Consider the following 16,633-nt stretch of genomic DNA (forward strand, 5'->3'; position numbering starts at 1 on the left):
GTGTGGCATATCTCCCGCGTGTTGGAAAACACGGCCAGCCCGTAACATCGGGCATAGGCAGGCTAATAATCGTTCGGGATGGCGACTAAAAAATGGCAGAACTACAAAATGCGGGGCTTACCCGTCGGGCACTTCTAGGCGCATTCGCGGCATCCGCCGTCACTGCGGCGCCAACCTTCTCCAATGCAGCAGGATTCCTTCGGGGCGGTGGCGATATCCGCCGCATTCGGATGTATTCAGGTCGGACCGGTGAGCGGATCGACATGGTCTATTGGATCGAGGGAAAGTACATCAAGGACGCAGTGCGCGAGGTGAACCACTTCATGCGCGACTGGCGGACGGATGATGTGAAAGAGATCGATCTGCGCACCATCGATATCATGGCGGCCGCGCATAACCTGCTGGATGTCAGTGAACCCTATATGCTGTTGTCCGGCTATCGCAGCCCCAAGACCAATGCCATGCTGCGCAGCCGCTCGCGCGGTGTAGCGAAGAATTCCCTGCATATGCGGGGCCAGGCTGCCGATCTGCGGCTGGCGTCGCGTTCCGTTTCGCAGATGGCCAAGGCGGCCATGGCCTGCCGTGCAGGCGGGGTTGGTAAATACTACCGCTCCAACTTCGTGCACATGGATTGTGGCGTCGTGCGCGACTGGAACGGTTGAGCCCAGCTCCACCCCAATCCTTAATCAGACTTCCATTTGCAGACGGCGCCTTTTCAGGCGTCGTTTTTGATTTCGGGGCATCGTTTCCAGCACCACCTGCCAGCGCTCGCAGCTTCACAGCCATGCCGAACCCTTGGGCCGAACCCTTGGGCCGAACCCATGGAATGTCAGGCCCTTGGCGGGATCTTTGACGCGCTTGGATATGTGGGAAATGGCGCACCTGAGAGGATTCGAACCTCTGGCCTCTGCCTTCGGAGGGCAGCGCTCTATCCAGCTGAGCTACAGGTGCCTGTCTGCCCGGCGGTATACCTGCGGCGCACAGGCGCTGCAATGACAAAGTTGCATCGGCCTCCGTTTCCATCTGCTCCACCAGGGCAGAGCCCCGCGCGCCGCAATTCCACCCCGCCCCGCACGCGATATCACGCGAAATCGGCTTGCGGCGCTTGGGGGGCAATGCTAACCAGCAACTGCACGCGGGTGTAGCTCAATGGTAGAGCAGCAGCTTCCCAAGCTGACGACGAGGGTTCGATTCCCTTCACCCGCTCCAGGCCTCCCCGACATCCACTGAACTTTGAAAAGTCGCCGCCTGCCGTGCCGCGCCCCGGGTAGAATTGTCACCTTGCCGAAATTCATATTGAAATAGCCGCGGGGCATGGCTACTCCGGCAGCATGACCCTAAGATATCTCACGCCGCTGCCCCCTGAAGAGCAACTGGCAGCCGGGCTGTCAGCCCCCTGCCCGCTTGCCGTGGCGGATCGGGTGCGGTTTTCCGAGCTGGACATGCTGCGCCATGTGAACAACAAGGCCTATCTTGGCTGGTTCGAAACCACACGCGTCACCTATTTCGAGCAGTTCTGCCTGTCGCACTTTGCAGGAATGCCGGAGCCACGCACAGTTATGCGCAATGCAAACGTGCATTATGTCAAAGAGATGCTCCAGGACGAAAGCTATGTCACCACGGCGCGGGTGATCTCGTTCCGGCGCACCTCCTATGTGATGGAACAACTGATCTACTCCGGCGACCTGCGCGCGCGGCTGGAGGCGGTCATGGTCCTGCGCACACCCGATGGCAGCCAGGGCTATCCAATCCCCGACAGCCTGCTGCAGCAATTCCGGGATCTGGACGGGGCAGACGACCTGAGCCGGGATTGAGCGCGCCTGTCAGGGCGCCCAATGCACCTCGGCACCGCTGAGAACAGCCTGTATCGGCGCCTCTTCCGGCGGCAGCGACAAGGCGCGCTCCAGCGCCTCTCTCTTGGCGGCGCCAAAGATCACCAGATGCTTGCAGAGCGCCCCGTTCAGAACCTCTGCTGTGAGGCTGACGCGGGCCTCGGGCTGGCTTTCGGGGCGCAGTACCGCCAGGGGCGTCGCATCCCGGGCAAGGGCCGCCTCTAACCCGGCAACACCGGGAAACAGCGAGGCGGTGTGCATGTCCTCTCCCATGCCCAGAAGCACAACGGAGAGAGGGAGTTCCGGGATGATCAGCGCCTCGACCTCCGCCAACACCTCTTCCGGGGGACGGCCCGGCACATAGAACGGCAGGAACCGGGCCGCGGCGGCTGGTCCGGTCAGCAGACGGTTCCGGATCAGCCGCGCATTGGAACGATCGCTGTCAGAGGGCACCCAGCGTTCATCGCTGGCCATCACATGCACGCGGTCCCAATCCAAAGCAGCGGCGCAGAGATCGTCGAAAATCGGCCCCGGCGTGGTCCCGCCCGCCACCGCCAGGGAGGCGCTGTCGTGATGTAAAAGATGCGTCTCAAGATCCTCGGCGATGCGTTTTGCAACATCGATGGCAAGAATTTCCTGATCGGGATAATCGATGATATTCATGGGTTTATCCCTCTCCATTCACGTCGATCGCGGCGCATCAGCAGATCTGCGTCGCCGGGGCCCGTGCTGCCGGTGTCATAGGGTTTGGGAACGTCACCCCGCGCCTGCCAGCCCGCGATGATCGGATCCGTCCAGGCCCAGGCGGCGGTGACCTCATCGCCGCGCATGAACAGGGTCTGGTTGCCACGGATCATATCGGTGATCAGGCGCTCATAGGCATCGGGCGGGTTCTGGCCGTCGGCGCCAAGCGCGGTGGCAAAGCTCATGTCCAGCGGCACATCGATCAACCGCATGCCGCCGGGACCAGGCTCCTTGATGGTCACGCTGAGGGTGATGCCCTCATTGGGTTGCAGGCGGATTTTCAGGTGGTTGGCATGGCGTCCGGCGGACTCTCCGAAAATCGAATGGGGCGCATCCTTGAACAACACATTGATCACCGAGGACCGCGCGGCCAGCCGTTTCCCGGTGCGCAGGTAAAAGGGGGTGCCCGCCCACCGCCAGTTGCTGATATGGGCCTTGAAGGCGATGTAACTTTCGGTGGTAGAGCGCGGATTTCCAACGGTTTCCCGGTAATTGGTGTCCGCCCTGTCATCCCCTGGCGCCTTTGAGTATTGACCGCGCACGATATGATGTGGCTCCAGCGGCTCCAGCGCGCGGATCACCTTCAGCTTTTCGTCGCGCACCGCGTCCGGATCGAATTTGGCGGGCGGCTCCATGGCGATCAGGCACAGAAGCTGCATCAGGTGGTTCTGCATCATGTCCCGCATCGCACCGGCGCGGTCGTAATAATCTTCACGCCCGGCCACGCCGACGGTTTCTGCGACGGTGATCTGGATGTGATCCACGTATTGGCTGTTCCACAGCGGTTCGAACAACATGTTACCGAAGCGGATCGCCATCAGGTTCTGCACCGTCTCCTTGCCCAGGTAATGATCGATCCGGAATATCTGGTTTTCTGAGAAATAGCCCGCCAGCGTCGCGTTCAGTGCCCGCGCCGAGGCCAGATCATGACCAAAGGGTTTTTCCACCACGATCCGGCTTTCCGCGTCTGACAGCCCGTGGGCCTGCAGGCGCTCGGCCAGGGGGCCGAACAGAGAGGGTGCAACGGAAAAGTAGAACACCCGGATCGGTTTTTCTGACCGCGCCTTGATCTGCCCCGCCAGATACTCCCAGCCGCGATCCTCATTTGCATCGAGCGACACATAGCTGACGCGGCTCAGGAAGTCGGGCATGGCACTGGCATCCGGGCCATGGTCGGTCAGCGTGCTGGTGATCGCCTCGGCCACGAAGGCGCGATAGTCGTCATCGCTCATGTCACTGCGGGCGGCACCGATGATACGGGCGTCATCCGGGAAGTGACCGCCGCAGAACCGGCGATAAAGAGCCGGGAGAATCTTCCGCTGGGCCAGATCGCCGGTGCCGCCAAAGATCACCAGATCGAAAGGGTCGACCGGAATCACACGAGGGGACATGACCTGTTCCAATTTCCTGTGCCAAGCGGCTGATCATGCGGGAATTTCATCTTCACATCCACGTCAATATGACCACTGGCGGCTTTCACTTTTGCGGCAGTATAGGCTAGCCTTTGGTGAAAGGAACGGCCCATAAGGACATTCACGTGAAAGATCTGCCTCAGCCCGCTGCCAATCTAGGCAAATTTCAAGACAGTCTGGTGACGGCCGACGGTAGTGACCGGGCCACTGTGGCGTTGAGCCGACCCGAAACCCTGTGGTTCAACACCGGTACCCTTTGCAACATTGAATGTGCGAATTGCTATATCCTCAGCTCTCCCCGCAATGATGCGCTGGTCTATCTGAGCACCAAAGAGGTGGAACCCTATCTGGACCAGATCGAGGCCCAAGGCTGGCCGATCCGGGAAATCGGCTTCACCGGCGGTGAGCCCTTCATGAACCCTGATATGTGCGCGATGACCGAGGCTGCCCTTCTGCGCGGCTATGAGGTCTTGATCCTCACCAACGCCATGCGCCCGATGATGCGCAAATCCGTGCGGCGCGATCTGTTGCGGCTGAACCAGGCCTTTCCCGGCAAGATGACCCTACGCGTGTCGCTGGATCACCACACTGGCCCGATTCACGATGCAGAGCGCGGAGCGGGCAGTTTCGCCAAGACGCTGGAGGGCATGGGCTGGCTGCGCGACAATGGGTTTCAGATGGCGGTTGCCGGCCGGATCACCTTTGCCGAAAGCGAGGCCGAGGCGCGCAGCGGTTTTGCCGATCTCTTTGCCGCGCATGGGTTTGCGGTGGATGCGGCAGACCCCGGTCAGACTGTGCTGTTTCCGGAAATGGATGAAAGCGTCGAAGTGCCTGAAATCACCACCGCGTGCTGGGGGATCCTGAACAAATCCCCGGATGATGTCATGTGCGCCTCCTCGCGCATGGTGGTAAAGCGCAAAGGGGCCGCTGGGCCCGTGGTTCTGGCCTGCACCCTGTTGCCCTATGCGCCCGAGTTCGAACTGGGTGCGACATTGGCTGCAGCCGAGCGCCCGGTGGCCCTGAACCACCCTCATTGCGCCAAGTTCTGCGTCCTTGGCGGGGCAAGCTGTTCGGCTTAACCCCCTTCAGTGAATGCGAAATTCACCGGTCACATGGCGCCATTCCCCCGCGCTGATCATCTTGCGATGGGTAAAGCGGACCGAATGCAGCGGTCCGTCTATTTCCCGGTGCCAGAATTCGATGAATTTGAACATGCGATCATGGTCGGGTGCCAGATCGTAGTCCTGCCAGATAAAGGTGTTCAGAACATGCGGATGGTCTGGCATGTGATAGCAGAATTCCGCGGTGGTGAGCCCGTAGCCCTTGAGCATGAGTTCGGTTTCACGCGTCTCCATCTGTGGCCTCCTTTGTGAAGCCCCCCAACAGGAATCCTAGGCCGACAAAGGTTAACAGTCCCCAAAGGCGGAGGCAGCGGCATGGCGCGGGCTCACCTTGCTTGCGCCCCACATGGGGTGTCTGATAGGGTGTCCTGACACAAGACAGACCCCTACCACAGAACGGGCAGCAAACGTGAGCGATACGCCGGAAACTCCTGAAAATATGGATGAAACCCCACCGTCAAAGCCAGCCTACGATGGCCCGACGGTATCCATCGAATCCGAGATGCGCACCTCCTATCTGGACTATGCCATGTCGGTCATCGTCAGCCGGGCCATTCCGGACCTGCGCGACGGTCTGAAACCGGTCCATCGGCGCATCCTCTACGCGATGCACGAGACTGGAAATACTCACGAAAAGGCCTATCGCAAGTCGGCCCGTCCGGTGGGCGATGTCATGGGTAAATACCACCCCCATGGGGACAGCGCGATCTATGACGCTCTTGTGCGCATGGCACAGGATTTCTCCATGTCTCTGCCGCTGCTCGATGGCCAGGGCAACTTCGGCTCCATGGATGGCGATAACCCCGCTGCCATGCGCTACACCGAGGTGCGCATGGACAAGCCGGCCGCCTTCATGCTCTCAGATATCGACAAGGAAACCGTCGATTTCCAGGACAACTACGATGGCAAGGACCAGGAACCGACGGTGCTGCCAGCCCGGTTCCCGAACATGCTGGTCAATGGCGCCGGCGGTATCGCCGTGGGCATGGCGACCAATATCCCGCCGCATAACTTGGGCGAAGTGATCGATGCGACGCTCGCGCTGATCGAGGAACCGGATCTCACCAGCGAACAGCTGATCGACTATGTGCCGGGGCCGGACTTTCCCACCGGCGGTGTGATGCTGGGCCGCTCTGGCGCGCGCAAGGCCTATCTGGAGGGGCGCGGCAGCGTCATCATCCGCGCCAAGACCCGCGTGGAGGAGATCAGGAAAGACCGCTATGCCATTGTCGTGGATGAGATTCCCTATCAGGTGAACAAGGCCTCGATGATCGAGAAGATCGCCGAACAGGTACGCGACAAGAAGATCGAAGGCGTGGCCCATGTGCAGGATGAATCGGACCGTAACGGGGTGCGTGTCGTTGTCGAGCTGAAGCGCGACGCCACCGCCGAGGTGGTGCTGAACCAGCTGTATCGCTTCACGCCGATGCAGACGCATTTTGGCTGCAACATGCTGGCGCTGAATGGCGGCCGCCCCGAACAGCTGACCCTGCGCCGGTTCCTGACCTCCTTCATCGACTTCCGCGAAGATGTGGTGGCGCGCCGTACCGCCTACCTTTTGCGCAAGGCGCGCGAGCGCAGCCATATCCTCTGCGGTCTGGCGGTTGCCGTGTCCAACGTGGATGAAATCGTTGCCACCATCCGCTCGTCAGCAGATGCGGCAGAGGCCCGCGAAAAGCTGATGACCCGGCGCTGGCCCGCGATGGACATCGCCGATTACATCCGCCTGATCGACGATCCGACCCACACGATGAACGAGGACGGCACCTACAACCTGTCGGAAACCCAGGCCCGCGCTATCCTTGAACTGCGCCTTCAACGCCTGACCCAGATCGGCGTCAAGGAAGTCACCGACGAACTTGAAGATCTGGCTGCCAAGATCAAGGAATACCTCGAAATTCTTGGTTCTCGTGAACGTATCATGGGGATCATCGCCGATGAGCTGCGCGAGGTCCGCGATAATTTCGCCGTGCCGCGCCGGACCGAGATTGTCGATTGGTCCGGAGACATGGATGACGAGGATCTGATCGAACGCGAGGACATGGTGGTGACCGTGACCTCGGGCGGCTACATCAAGCGCACGCCGCTGGCCGATTTCCGCGCCCAGAAACGCGGTGGCAAGGGGCTCTCGGGCATGCAAACCAAGGAAGAGGATGTGGTCACCACCCTCTTTGTGGCCAATACCCATACGCAGCTCTTGTTCTTCACCACCGATGGCATGGTGTACAAGCTGAAGACCTGGCGCCTGCCGCAAGGGGGACGTACCTCCAAGGGCAAGGCGATCGTCAATATCCTGCCGATCCCCACTGGCGTCTCGATTGCCGCCATCATGCCGGTGGACCGGGACGAGGATGAATGGGCCGACCTGCAGATCATGTTCGCAACCTCTGCTGGAACTGTGCGTCGTAACCGTCTTTCGGACTTCACGAATGTGATGCGCAACGGCAAGATCGCCATGAAGTTCGAGGATGACAACGCCGACACCAAGCTGATCAATGCGCGGATCTGCTCCGAGGATGACGATATCATGCTGGTCACCAACACCGGCCGCGCGATCCGCTTCCCGTCGACCGAGGTGCGCGTCTTCAACAGCCGCAATTCGGTGGGCGTGCGCGGCATCAAGCTGAACGAGGGCGACGAGGTCGTCTCGATGTCGGTGATCCGCCATTCGAAATACACGCCGGAGCAGCGCACTGCCTATCTCAAGATGCGCCGCGCCATGGCCGGGATTGCCGATGATGCCGAGACTTCGGATGAGGATGTGGTGGCGGATCCCAACTTCTCGACCGAGCTTTATGCCGAGATGTCGGCCTCCGAGAACCTGATCCTGACCATCACCAAGGGCGGCCAGGGCAAGCTCAGCTCCAGCCATGATTACCCGGTACGTGGGCGCGGTGGCATGGGTGTCACCGCCATGGACAAGGGCATGCGCGGCGGTGAACTGGTGGCCTCCTTCCCGGTTGAACTGGAAGATCAGATCATGCTGGCGACCTCCAAGGGGCAGTCGATCCGGGTGCCAGTCGAAGGCATTTCCTTCCGCTCCCGCTCGGCAGGTGGCGTGCGCGTCTTCAACACCGGCAAGGGCGAAGAGGTCGTCTCGGTCGCCTGGATTGCCGACAGCGGCGACGAGGAAGAGGGCGAGGCCAGCGAAGGCTGATCTGGCTCTGCTCGGTGAACGAAACTCAGGAAATGCCGTCCCAAACCGGGGCGGCATTTCTCTTTACCAAAGACTAAACAATTTCCCCTAAGCTCCTGCGCAAACGATTGTCTTTACGGGAGGGAGCGCCCGATGAACCTTTATCATTGCTATATCGACCTGCAGCACGAAGCCAAGGCCCTGGCGTTTTCCAGCGCGGTGGACCAGTGGATGTCCTATCTGAAGGAGCGCAAGGTGATCAAAGGCTGGCGCCTGCTGCGCCGCAAGCTGAACCTTGCCAGCGACTCCTGCCGCGATTTCCTGCTGGAGATCGAATTCGAGAATATGACCCAGCTGGATCAAGCCTTTCGCGTGCTTGGCGAAAAGGACGAAGAGATCGAGAAGCTATATGCCAACGTCTCGGCGCTGGTGGCCCATTCGGATTTCGGGCTGTACCGCCCCTTCCCCGATCCGGAACGCGCCGAACGCATGGCGCTGATCTGAGCGGATCGAAATCGGAACAGGAACAAGGCCGGGCAGTACGCCCGGCCTTTTCTGTTACAGGTCGTAGAGGTCAGCGAACTTCCGGTCCAGATAGGCCAAAAGAGGCGCATGATCCGGAGCCATGCCGGCGGCCTGTGCAATCGTGTCGCGCGGGCTGCGCAAACCGCCGTGCTGTTGCAGGTTTTCGCCCAGCCATCCGGTAGCTGTCGAGGTGTCACCCCGGGCAAGCTGGTCATCCAGATCCGGCACATCCCGACGCAGCGCTTCGTGCAGGCAGCCGGCATAGACATTGCCCAGGGAATAAGTCGGGAAATAGCCAAACAGGCCCACAGACCAATGCACGTCCTGCAGACAGCCGTTGGAGGGCTTGTCCACCGCATAGCCGAAGTCCGCCTTGAAACGATCATTCCAGGCCGCCTCCAGGTCAGAGACCTCCAGATCGCCTTGCATCAATGCCCGTTCCAGATCGAAACGCAGCATCACGTGCAGGTTATATTGCAGCTCGTCCGCTTCGGTCCGGATGTATCCGTTGTGAACCTTGTTCACCGCCGCGTAGAAGGCATCGGCATCGGCAATCCCGAAATCACCAAAGCTGTCTTTCATCTGCTCGAACAGCCAGCCGGTGAAGGCACGGCTGCGGCCCAGCTGGTTCTCATAGATCCGGCTTTGGCTTTCATGCACCCCCATCGACACGCCCCGGCCCAGCGGCGTCAGCAGGTAATCGCGGCTGATGTTCTGCTCATAGGCGGCGTGGCCGACCTCATGGATGGTGGAGTAGAAGCAGTTGAAGGGGTCGCTTTCGCTGGTACGCGTGGTGATCCGCACGTCCAACCCCGAGCCAGAGCTGAACGGGTGCACCGCCTTGTCCACGCGACCATGCGCCATGTCATAGCCAAAGGCACGCGCCAGTTTGCGGGCCAGTTTCATCTGCTTGGATTCGTCAAAGCTGCCGTCCAACCCCTTGGGCGCCGGACGGTCGAGAACGCGGGCGCGCAGATCAACCAGCGCCGGGCGCATCGCTTCAAAGATCGCGGCAATCTCGGCCGCAGTCGTTCCATGCTCGTAATCGGCGACCAGCGCGTCATAGAGATCCCCCCCGGCTGCCAGCGCCTGGCCCTCTTGCCGCTTCAGGGCAACGACCTCTTCCAGGACCGGAACAAAGGCGGCGACGTCTTCATCGGCGCGGGCCTGTGCCCATTTTCCTTGCGCTTCAGAGGTGACCTGCGCCAGTTTCTTGGCCAGATCGGCCGGAACCTTCACGGCGCGCTCATAGCTGCGGCGGATTTCCCGCAGGTGCGCTGCACCGACCTCGTCCGGGGCTTCGGCGGCCTCCAGCCAGGCTCCGACTTCGGGCGCACTGCGGCGGGCGTGCAGAACCGCCTCAAGCGCGGCCATCTCGGCACCGCGCTGGCTGGTGGCGCCGCGCGGCATCACGGTTTCCTGATCCCAGCCCAGGCGGCCGGAAATCTGCCCCAGCGCCTGGGTGTCGCGCTCATAGGCCATCAATTGATCGAATGCGGTCATGGGCTCAAACGTCCTTGATCGAGGTTGCAATGGGATAGGCCGCCAGGAAGCGCGCCCGCAGGATCAACACCCAGAGGATCACAGCCATGACCTGGTGCAGGATCGCCGCCTGCCAGGGGGCGGCGTAGATCACGGTAACGATGCCCAGAAGGATCTGCACCGACAGGGCTGCAAAGACCGCATTGAAGGCAAACCGGGTGTGGCCATGGGCGCTCTTGCGGCCCCGCAGCCAGACAACCACGCCAAAGGCAAACAGGAGATAGCCGCAGATCCGGTGGATAAACTGTACAAGGCCCGGGTTTTCAAAGAAGTTCTTCCAGATTGGTTCAATCATCAACGGGTTCGGCGGGATCACCTGCCCGCCCATCAAGGGCCAGTCGGTGTAAGAGCGGCCGGCATCGATGCCTGCCACCAGCGCGCCGAGCAGGATTTGCAGCCCTGCAAAATGCAACAGCCCGGTCGAGAGACCAAAAAGCTTGGCTTCCTTGGCGCGGCGGGCCTGCATCAGCTCGCGCTCTTCCCGCGCCAGCAGGAAGGCATACCAGGCGATATAGCCCAGGATCACAAATGCCAGCCCCAGGTGGGTGGCCAGCCGATAAGAGGCAACCGTCGTCACGCCCTCGCCCTGGGTCACGCCCGAGGCCACCATCCACCAGCCAATCGCGCCCTGAACACCGCCAAGGGCGCCGGGCAGGATCAGGCGCCCGGTCCAGCCCGTGGGGATCTTGCGTGCCAGAAGGAAGCCGAAGAAACCGATTGCCCAGACCAAGCCGATCACCCGGCCCAGTTGGCGATGCCCCCATTCCCACCAGTAGATCTGTTTGAAATCAGAGAGATCCATCCACTGGTTGTGCAGCCGCCACTGGTCAATCTGCTTGTATTTCTCGAATTCCGCCTGCCAGTCGGCCTCGCTTAGCGGCGGAATGGCACCGGTCACCGGGCGCCATTCGGTGATCGACAGGCCGGAATCCGTAAGCCGGGTCAGCCCGCCCACGGCAATCATCGCCATCACAAGCACAAAGAGCAGCATCAGCCAGAGCCGGATCGCCCGGCGTGTACCGCCCCTGCCCCGGTCGATTGCACCCGGCTGCGCGGCCTGTTGTACCGGCTGCGCTTCACTCACCTCTTCGAAGATATTGCGCTTGCTGCTCATGCTCGTCTCTCTTGATTGCGGGTCTCGCTTGCGCGCGAGATATAGATCATCGCAAGGCCCCGGTCAGGGGTCATTCGCCATTTTTCTTCCAGCGGACCATCTGCCGCATGATCCCGTGCAGCATCTGCACATCGGCCCGGGTCAGGCGCATGCGGCTAAAGAGGTTGCGGAACACAACCTTCATGCCCGGTGCCTTTTCCGGCGGGAAGAAATAGCCGGCCTCATCCAGGCGCTCTTCATAGTGTTTCACCAGCGCCTCGACTTCGACACCCGTGGCCCAGTCGGATTTGCCGATTTCAAAGTTTTCATGCTGGATCTCATCGGCCTGACGGCGCCATTCATAAGCGGTCAATAGCACGCATTGCCCAAGGTTCAGCGAGGGGAACTCGGGGTTTACCGGCACCGTGATGATGGCATTGGCCTTGGCGATATCGTCATTCTCAAGGCCCGCCCGTTCGGGGCCGAACATCACCGCCACCTTTTCGCCGCTCCGGATCTTCTCCAGCGCCAATTTCATCGCCGCTTCAGGGCTGTAGACGGGTTTGGTGAGCTCACGCGGCCGCGCCGTGGTGGCAAAGACAAAGGAGCAATCCTCCAGCGCGCCGGGCACATCAGGCGCCAGCTGCGCCTCGTCCAGCAGCCTGCCCGCGCCCGAGGCCATGGCCACCGATTTCGGGTTCGGCCAGCCATCGCGCGGCGCCACGATCCGCATCCGGTCCAGGCCGAAGTTCCACATGGCGCGGGCGGCGGCACCGATGTTTTCCCCCATCTGCGGGCGGACCAGAACAAAGGCGGGCTGAGGGGTCTCGCTGGGCATGTCTTTCTCCGTTGCGCCGCTGGGGCAATTTTAGGCGATTTTCCCTGCTCTAATGGCAGGGCGCGGGAACGGCAAGGCTTGCCAGGGCGGCAATGAAAGCGCCGCCTGCATGCCGGATCCTTGCGTCCGGCGTAAGATGCGTTAAACACCTGCCATGAAAGAACAGGAGCGCCCCGTCATGGATACCGCCGCGGATACAGTAGAAACACCTCAGATCTATCTGATTTCGCCGCCAAGTTTTGAGCTGGGCCGGTTCCCCGATCAATTGGCAAAAGTGCTCGACAGCGTCGAGATCGCCTGTGTGCGCCTCGATATGGCCAGCCGTGATGAAGATACGCTCAGCCGTGCCGGGGATGCCCTGCGCGAGGTCTGCCATGCCCGCGACGTGGCCATCGTGATCTCGGATCATCAGATCCTGGCCGAACGCTTGGGTCTGGACGGTGTACATCTGAGCGATGCCTCGAAATCGGTGCGCAGCGCCCGCAAGGCACTTGGCGCAGACGCCATCGTCGGCAGTTTCTGCGGTGCCTCGCGCCATGACGGCATGTCGGCCGGTGAGGCCGGCGCCGATTACGTCAGCTTTGGCCCGGTGGGCACCTCCGGCCTGGGCGATGGCGCCCAGCCCGAGCTGGACCTGTTCCAGTGGTGGTCCGAGATGATCGAGGTGCCGGTGGTGGCCGAGGGCGGCCTGACCGAAGAGCTGATCACCCGCTTCGCCCCCTTCACCGATTTCTTTGGCATCGGTGACGAGATCTGGCGCAGCGACGATCCCGCCGCAACCCTCCAATCCTTTCTCAAGGCGATGGGCTAAGAGCCCAACCGACAGAGGTTTGTCCTCTTTGGTAAATGGCGCGTGATACCGCTTGCGAGGGGCGGCAAAAGGCGGCAAGACGAAGGAATGACGTCACATTCTTCTTCACAGCCCCTGCAGCAAGACCCGGCGCAGGTGCTCTGTATCGGGTCGGTTCTCTGGGACATCATCGGCCGGTGCCCCGCAGAGATGCCCCATGGCGCCGATAGGCCGGGGCGGATCACCCGGTTGCCCGGCGGTGTTGCGATGAATATCGCCATGACCCTGGCGCGCTTTGGGATGAAGCCGGTGCTGCTGAGCGCGGTTGGGCAAGACGCCGAAGGCGCCGAACTGATTGCGGCCTGTGGCCACCTGGGCCTTGAAACCGGTTACCTCTATCGCTCGGCGGACCTGCCCACCGATCGCTATATGGCGGTCGAAGGCGCCAACGGGTTGATCGCCGCCATTGCCGATGCCCACTCGCTGGAGGCGGCAGGCGCCAAGATCCTGAACCCACTGTTTGATGGCACCCTGGGGTCAGAGGTCGCGCCCTATGGCGGGCCCATTGCGCTGGATGGCAACCTGACCCTGTCGCTGCTGGATGAGATTGCCATCAGCCCGGCCTTTGCCGCCGCCGATCTGCGGGTGGCTCCGGCCTCTCCCGGCAAGGCAGAGCGGTTGCGTCCGTTTCTGGTGCATGGCCGGGGCACACTGTATGTCAACCTCGAGGAGGCCGGTCTCCTGTGCCAGGACCGCTTCACCGATAGCGAGAGTGCCGCGCGGGCCCTGCTGGATCGCGGCGCCGCGCGGGTGCTGGTGACCGATGGCAGCAGCGCTGCAACCAAGGCAGACAAAGACCAAGTTCACACGCTTGAGCCCCCAAAGGTCCGTGTCGCGCGCATCACCGGTGCGGGCGATACCTTCATGGCCGCCCATATCGCCGCCGAGGCCCGCGGCGAGGCGGCCGATACGGCCCTTGCCTCTGCCCTGGCAGCGGCTGCCAGCTACGTTTCAGGAGAACCCCCGCTGTGATCCCCATTCGCTATTCCACCGAAGTTGCTGAAGCCAAGGCAGAGGGCAAGCCGCTGGTGGCGCTCGAAAGCACCATCATCACCCATGGCATGCCCTACCCGCAGAACGTCGATACCGCAGGTGAGGTCGAACAGGAGATCCGCGATGCGGGGGCTGTCCCGGCCACCATGGCGATCCTCAATGGGACTCTGCATGTGGGGCTAGAGCAGGATGAGCTGCAGGAGCTGGGACAGGCAAGCGGGGTTGCAAAGGTTTCGCGCGCCGATATGGCGGCCTGTATCGCCACCGGCGGCACCGGTGCAACAACCGTGGCGGCCACGATGATCGCGGCGCGGCTTGCAGGGATCGAGGTGTTTGCCACCGGCGGCATTGGCGGTGTTCACAGGGGAGCCGAGACCAGCTTTGATATCTCCGCCGATCTGCTGGAACTGGCACAGACCCCGGTCACCGTTGTGGCGGCCGGTGCAAAGGCGATCCTGGACATCCCCAAAACCCTGGAAGTTCTGGAAACACAAGGGGTTCCGGTGATTGCCTACGGTCAGGATGCCTTTCCCGCCTTCTGGTCCTCGCAGTCCGATCTCGCGGCACCGCTGCGCATGGACAGCGCCCGCGATATCGCGCGCGCCCATGCCCTGCGCAGGGCGATGGAGCTGCCGGGCGGACAGCTGATCGCGAACCCCATCCCGACCGAGGCAGAGATCCCGGCAGAGGAGCTGACCCCCGTGATCGCGCAGGCCCAGGCAGAGGCCGATGCAGAAGGCATTTCCGGCAAGGCCGTGACCCCCTTCCTGTTGCAGCGGATATTTGAACTGACCGAAGGACGGTCGCTGGTCGCCAATATCGCATTGGTCCGCAACAATGCCCGCCTTGCGGCAAAGATCGCACAGGAATTGAACGCAATTGCGCCCTGATCCCGGTTTTGCCAAGCAAGCCCATTGCTCTGCCGGACAACAGTGCCTAGGTTCCCGGCAACCTTCCCTGCGACTGCGCCAAGAAAACAAAAATGACCACGCCCTTTGACCACGAACCCCAACGCAAACCCGGGCTATTTGCGCGGCTGCGCTCGTCTTTTCTGACCGGTATCGTGGTGATCGCCCCGGTGGGGCTGACGCTCTGGCTGCTCTGGACCGTTATGGGCTGGATCGATGGCGTGGTTCTGCCGCTGGTGCCCCACAACCTGCGTCCCGAGCAATATATCGGGATCAACCTGCGCGGCGTCGGGCTGATCTTCTTTTTGCTGTTCACCATCGCGGTCGGCTGGATCGCCAAGGGGATTATCGGGCGGTCGCTGATCGGGTTTGCCGAGAACCTGGTCAACCGGATGCCTGTGGTCCGGTCGATCTATTCCGGCATCAAGCAGATCTCGGAAACCGTATTCGCCCAGGCCGAAAGCAGCTTTGACCAGGCTTGCCTGATCGAATACCCGCGCCGCGGCATTTGGGCGATCGGATTCGTCTCCACCAAGGCGAAGGGTGAAATCGCCAAGCGGGCACAGACCTCCGGCGGGCTGATGAGCGTCTTCATCCCGACCACCCCCAACCCGACCTCGGGCTTTCTGCTGTTCGTGCCGGAAGAGGATGTGACCATGCTGGACATGTCGGTGGAGGACGCCGCCAAGCTGGTGATCTCGGCCGGGCTGGTCTACCCAAACCCCAAGGATCCGAGCCAGCCGCCAGCAGACAAGCAGGCCGGGTAACAGGCCTCAAGGTCCAAGCGATAAAACGAAAGGCGGACCTGAGTAAGATCCGCCTTTGTTGATCTGTCGGAAGCTATCTGTCAGAGCGCAGTCCAGCCGCCATCCACGCTGATGGTGGTTCCGGTGATCTGTGCCGCCGCATCGGAGCACAGGAACACCGCGGTGCCCCCCAGTTGTTCGACAGTGGCAAACTCGCGCGAGGGCTGGCGCTCCAGCATCACTTTCTTGATCACCTCTTCGCGACCCATGTTGTATTTCTCCATGGTGTCGGGGATCTGTGCCTCCACCAGCGGGGTCAGCACATAGCCGGGGCAGATCGCATTGGCGGTGATCGGCTCTTCCGCGGTTTCCAGCGCCACCGTCTTGGTCATGCCGACAATACCGTGTTTCGCCGCCACATAGGCCGATTTATAGGGCGAGGCGGTCAGGCCATGGGCCGAGGCGATATTGACCACCCGGCCCCATCCGGCGGCGCGCATCAGCGGCAGCGCCGCTGCGGTTGTGTGGAAGGCGGAACTAAGATTGATCGCGATGATCGCGTCCCATTTGTCCAGCGGGAACTGGTCGATCGGGGCGACATGCTGGATCCCGGCGTTATTGACCAGGATATCGCAGCTACCCGCCTGCTCGATCAGGGCGCGGCAGTCGGTGCCTTTGGACATGTCGGCCTTGATATATCGCGCCGAGACGGAAAACTCGTCGGAGATCTGAGCCGCTAGCGCATGATCCTCATCCCGATCCGTAAAGGAGTTCAGAACCACATCCGCACCGGCCTTGGCCAGTTCGCGTGCAACGCCAAGGCCAATGCCGGAATTGGATCCGGTCACAACAGCCGTCTTACCCTTTAGTGTCATGCTAGATAGTCCTTCGAA

At 61.6% G+C, this 16,633-nt stretch carries 16 protein-coding genes and 2 tRNA genes; 10 read left to right on the top strand and 8 right to left on the bottom strand.

Annotated features, from left to right (window positions below):
• Window positions 1–92 precede the first annotated feature (92 nt).
• Window positions 93–662, top strand: coding sequence for a YcbK family protein (locus PXK07_RS00155; protein WP_274846161.1), 570 nt, complete (start codon window positions 93–95; stop codon window positions 660–662).
• A 212-nt stretch (window positions 663–874) separates the two neighbouring features.
• On the opposite strand, the gene PXK07_RS00160 is transcribed toward PXK07_RS00155, so the two are convergent.
• Window positions 875–951 (bottom strand) — tRNA-Arg (locus tag PXK07_RS00160).
• A gap of 184 nt (window positions 952–1,135) precedes the next feature.
• On the opposite strand from PXK07_RS00160, the gene PXK07_RS00165 reads away from it, so the two are divergent.
• Together PXK07_RS00165 and PXK07_RS00170 are read left to right on the top strand one after the other, a co-directional pair.
• Window positions 1,136–1,209, top strand: a tRNA-Gly gene (locus PXK07_RS00165).
• Between the two features lie 122 nt (window positions 1,210–1,331).
• A complete protein-coding gene (locus PXK07_RS00170; RefSeq protein WP_274846162.1) occupies window positions 1,332–1,814 on the top strand; it encodes an acyl-CoA thioesterase in 483 nt (160 codons plus the stop codon).
• A 9-nt stretch (window positions 1,815–1,823) separates the two neighbouring features.
• On the opposite strand, the gene pgl is transcribed toward PXK07_RS00170, so the two are convergent.
• Both pgl and zwf read right to left on the bottom strand, forming a co-directional pair.
• Window positions 1,824–2,495, bottom strand: coding sequence for a 6-phosphogluconolactonase (gene pgl, locus PXK07_RS00175; RefSeq protein ID WP_274846163.1), 672 nt, complete (start codon window positions 2,493–2,495; stop codon window positions 1,824–1,826).
• The gene (gene zwf, locus PXK07_RS00180; protein WP_274846164.1) at window positions 2,492–3,967 is read right to left on the bottom strand and encodes a glucose-6-phosphate dehydrogenase; all 1,476 of its coding nucleotides are present in this window, start codon (window positions 3,965–3,967) and stop codon (window positions 2,492–2,494) included. Before zwf ends, pgl begins: the two co-directional genes overlap by 4 nt.
• A gap of 146 nt (window positions 3,968–4,113) precedes the next feature.
• Here zwf and PXK07_RS00185 point away from each other — a divergent pair, with 146 nt between their 5' ends.
• The gene (locus tag PXK07_RS00185) at window positions 4,114–5,067 is read left to right on the top strand and encodes a radical SAM protein (protein ID WP_274846165.1); all 954 of its coding nucleotides are present in this window, start codon (window positions 4,114–4,116) and stop codon (window positions 5,065–5,067) included.
• 6 nt (window positions 5,068–5,073) lie between these two features.
• Here PXK07_RS00185 and PXK07_RS00190 read toward each other — a convergent pair whose 3' ends face one another.
• Window positions 5,074–5,343 carry an usg protein gene (locus tag PXK07_RS00190; protein ID WP_274846166.1) on the bottom strand — a complete coding sequence of 90 codons (270 nt, stop codon included), beginning with the start codon at window positions 5,341–5,343 and terminating at the stop codon, window positions 5,074–5,076.
• Between the two features lie 205 nt (window positions 5,344–5,548).
• Between PXK07_RS00190 and gyrA the strand changes: the two genes are divergently transcribed.
• Together gyrA and PXK07_RS00200 are read left to right on the top strand one after the other, a co-directional pair.
• On the top strand, window positions 5,549–8,266 hold the full coding sequence (gyrA, locus tag PXK07_RS00195) for a DNA gyrase subunit A (protein WP_274846167.1): 2,718 nt from the start codon (window positions 5,549–5,551) through the stop codon (window positions 8,264–8,266).
• 132 nt (window positions 8,267–8,398) lie between these two features.
• Window positions 8,399–8,749 carry a DUF6614 family protein gene (locus PXK07_RS00200; RefSeq protein ID WP_274846168.1) on the top strand — a complete coding sequence of 117 codons (351 nt, stop codon included), beginning with the start codon at window positions 8,399–8,401 and terminating at the stop codon, window positions 8,747–8,749.
• Between the two features lie 54 nt (window positions 8,750–8,803).
• Here PXK07_RS00200 and PXK07_RS00205 read toward each other — a convergent pair whose 3' ends face one another.
• The 3 genes from PXK07_RS00205 to PXK07_RS00215 form a co-directional block, all read right to left on the bottom strand.
• On the bottom strand, window positions 8,804–10,273 hold the full coding sequence (locus tag PXK07_RS00205) for a carboxypeptidase M32 (RefSeq protein WP_274846169.1): 1,470 nt from the start codon (window positions 10,271–10,273) through the stop codon (window positions 8,804–8,806).
• Between the two features lie 4 nt (window positions 10,274–10,277).
• Entirely contained in the window at window positions 10,278–11,426 is a 1,149-nt protein-coding gene (ctaA, locus tag PXK07_RS00210) for a heme A synthase (protein WP_274846170.1), read from the bottom strand.
• 70 nt (window positions 11,427–11,496) lie between these two features.
• The gene (locus PXK07_RS00215) at window positions 11,497–12,243 is read right to left on the bottom strand and encodes an RNA methyltransferase (RefSeq protein ID WP_274846171.1); all 747 of its coding nucleotides are present in this window, start codon (window positions 12,241–12,243) and stop codon (window positions 11,497–11,499) included.
• A gap of 178 nt (window positions 12,244–12,421) precedes the next feature.
• On the opposite strand from PXK07_RS00215, the gene PXK07_RS00220 reads away from it, so the two are divergent.
• From PXK07_RS00220 to PXK07_RS00235, 4 genes are all read left to right on the top strand, one after another.
• On the top strand, window positions 12,422–13,054 hold the full coding sequence (locus tag PXK07_RS00220) for a thiamine phosphate synthase (protein WP_274846172.1): 633 nt from the start codon (window positions 12,422–12,424) through the stop codon (window positions 13,052–13,054).
• Window positions 13,055–13,141: 87 nt separating this feature from the next.
• The gene (locus PXK07_RS00225; protein ID WP_274846173.1) at window positions 13,142–14,065 is read left to right on the top strand and encodes a PfkB family carbohydrate kinase; all 924 of its coding nucleotides are present in this window, start codon (window positions 13,142–13,144) and stop codon (window positions 14,063–14,065) included.
• On the top strand, window positions 14,062–14,976 hold the full coding sequence (locus PXK07_RS00230) for a pseudouridine-5'-phosphate glycosidase (protein WP_274846174.1): 915 nt from the start codon (window positions 14,062–14,064) through the stop codon (window positions 14,974–14,976). The genes PXK07_RS00225 and PXK07_RS00230 overlap by 4 nt, the downstream gene beginning before the upstream one ends.
• Before the next feature lie 92 nt (window positions 14,977–15,068).
• The gene (locus PXK07_RS00235) at window positions 15,069–15,761 is read left to right on the top strand and encodes a DUF502 domain-containing protein (RefSeq protein WP_274846175.1); all 693 of its coding nucleotides are present in this window, start codon (window positions 15,069–15,071) and stop codon (window positions 15,759–15,761) included.
• Window positions 15,762–15,841: 80 nt separating this feature from the next.
• On the opposite strand, the gene PXK07_RS00240 is transcribed toward PXK07_RS00235, so the two are convergent.
• On the bottom strand, window positions 15,842–16,615 hold the full coding sequence (locus PXK07_RS00240) for a 3-hydroxybutyrate dehydrogenase (protein ID WP_274846176.1): 774 nt from the start codon (window positions 16,613–16,615) through the stop codon (window positions 15,842–15,844).
• Window positions 16,616–16,633: the final 18 nt, after the last annotated feature.

The organism is Phaeobacter sp. QD34_24 (genome assembly GCF_028890115.1).
Taxonomy (GTDB): domain Bacteria; phylum Pseudomonadota; class Alphaproteobacteria; order Rhodobacterales; family Rhodobacteraceae; genus Phycobacter.

What these genes read in the sequence shown, in the direction of transcription:
- PXK07_RS00155 (WP_274846161.1), top strand. Translation starts at nt 93, where the DNA reads ATGGCAGAACTACAAAATGCGGGGCTTACCCGTCGGGCACTTCTAGGC.
- PXK07_RS00170 (WP_274846162.1), top strand. Translation starts at nt 1,332, where the DNA reads ATGACCCTAAGATATCTCACGCCGCTGCCCCCTGAAGAGCAACTGGCA.
- pgl (WP_274846163.1), bottom strand. Translation starts at nt 2,495, where the DNA reads ATGAATATCATCGATTATCCCGATCAGGAAATTCTTGCCATCGATGTT.
- zwf (WP_274846164.1), bottom strand. Translation starts at nt 3,967, where the DNA reads ATGTCCCCTCGTGTGATTCCGGTCGACCCTTTCGATCTGGTGATCTTT.
- PXK07_RS00190 (WP_274846166.1), bottom strand. Translation starts at nt 5,343, where the DNA reads ATGGAGACGCGTGAAACCGAACTCATGCTCAAGGGCTACGGGCTCACC.
- gyrA (WP_274846167.1), top strand. Translation starts at nt 5,549, where the DNA reads ATGGATGAAACCCCACCGTCAAAGCCAGCCTACGATGGCCCGACGGTA.
- PXK07_RS00200 (WP_274846168.1), top strand. Translation starts at nt 8,399, where the DNA reads ATGAACCTTTATCATTGCTATATCGACCTGCAGCACGAAGCCAAGGCC.
- PXK07_RS00205 (WP_274846169.1), bottom strand. Translation starts at nt 10,273, where the DNA reads ATGACCGCATTCGATCAATTGATGGCCTATGAGCGCGACACCCAGGCG.
- ctaA (WP_274846170.1), bottom strand. Translation starts at nt 11,426, where the DNA reads ATGAGCAGCAAGCGCAATATCTTCGAAGAGGTGAGTGAAGCGCAGCCG.
- PXK07_RS00215 (WP_274846171.1), bottom strand. Translation starts at nt 12,243, where the DNA reads ATGCCCAGCGAGACCCCTCAGCCCGCCTTTGTTCTGGTCCGCCCGCAG.
- PXK07_RS00220 (WP_274846172.1), top strand. Translation starts at nt 12,422, where the DNA reads ATGGATACCGCCGCGGATACAGTAGAAACACCTCAGATCTATCTGATT.
- PXK07_RS00225 (WP_274846173.1), top strand. Translation starts at nt 13,142, where the DNA reads ATGACGTCACATTCTTCTTCACAGCCCCTGCAGCAAGACCCGGCGCAG.
- PXK07_RS00235 (WP_274846175.1), top strand. Translation starts at nt 15,069, where the DNA reads ATGACCACGCCCTTTGACCACGAACCCCAACGCAAACCCGGGCTATTT.
- PXK07_RS00240 (WP_274846176.1), bottom strand. Translation starts at nt 16,615, where the DNA reads ATGACACTAAAGGGTAAGACGGCTGTTGTGACCGGATCCAATTCCGGC.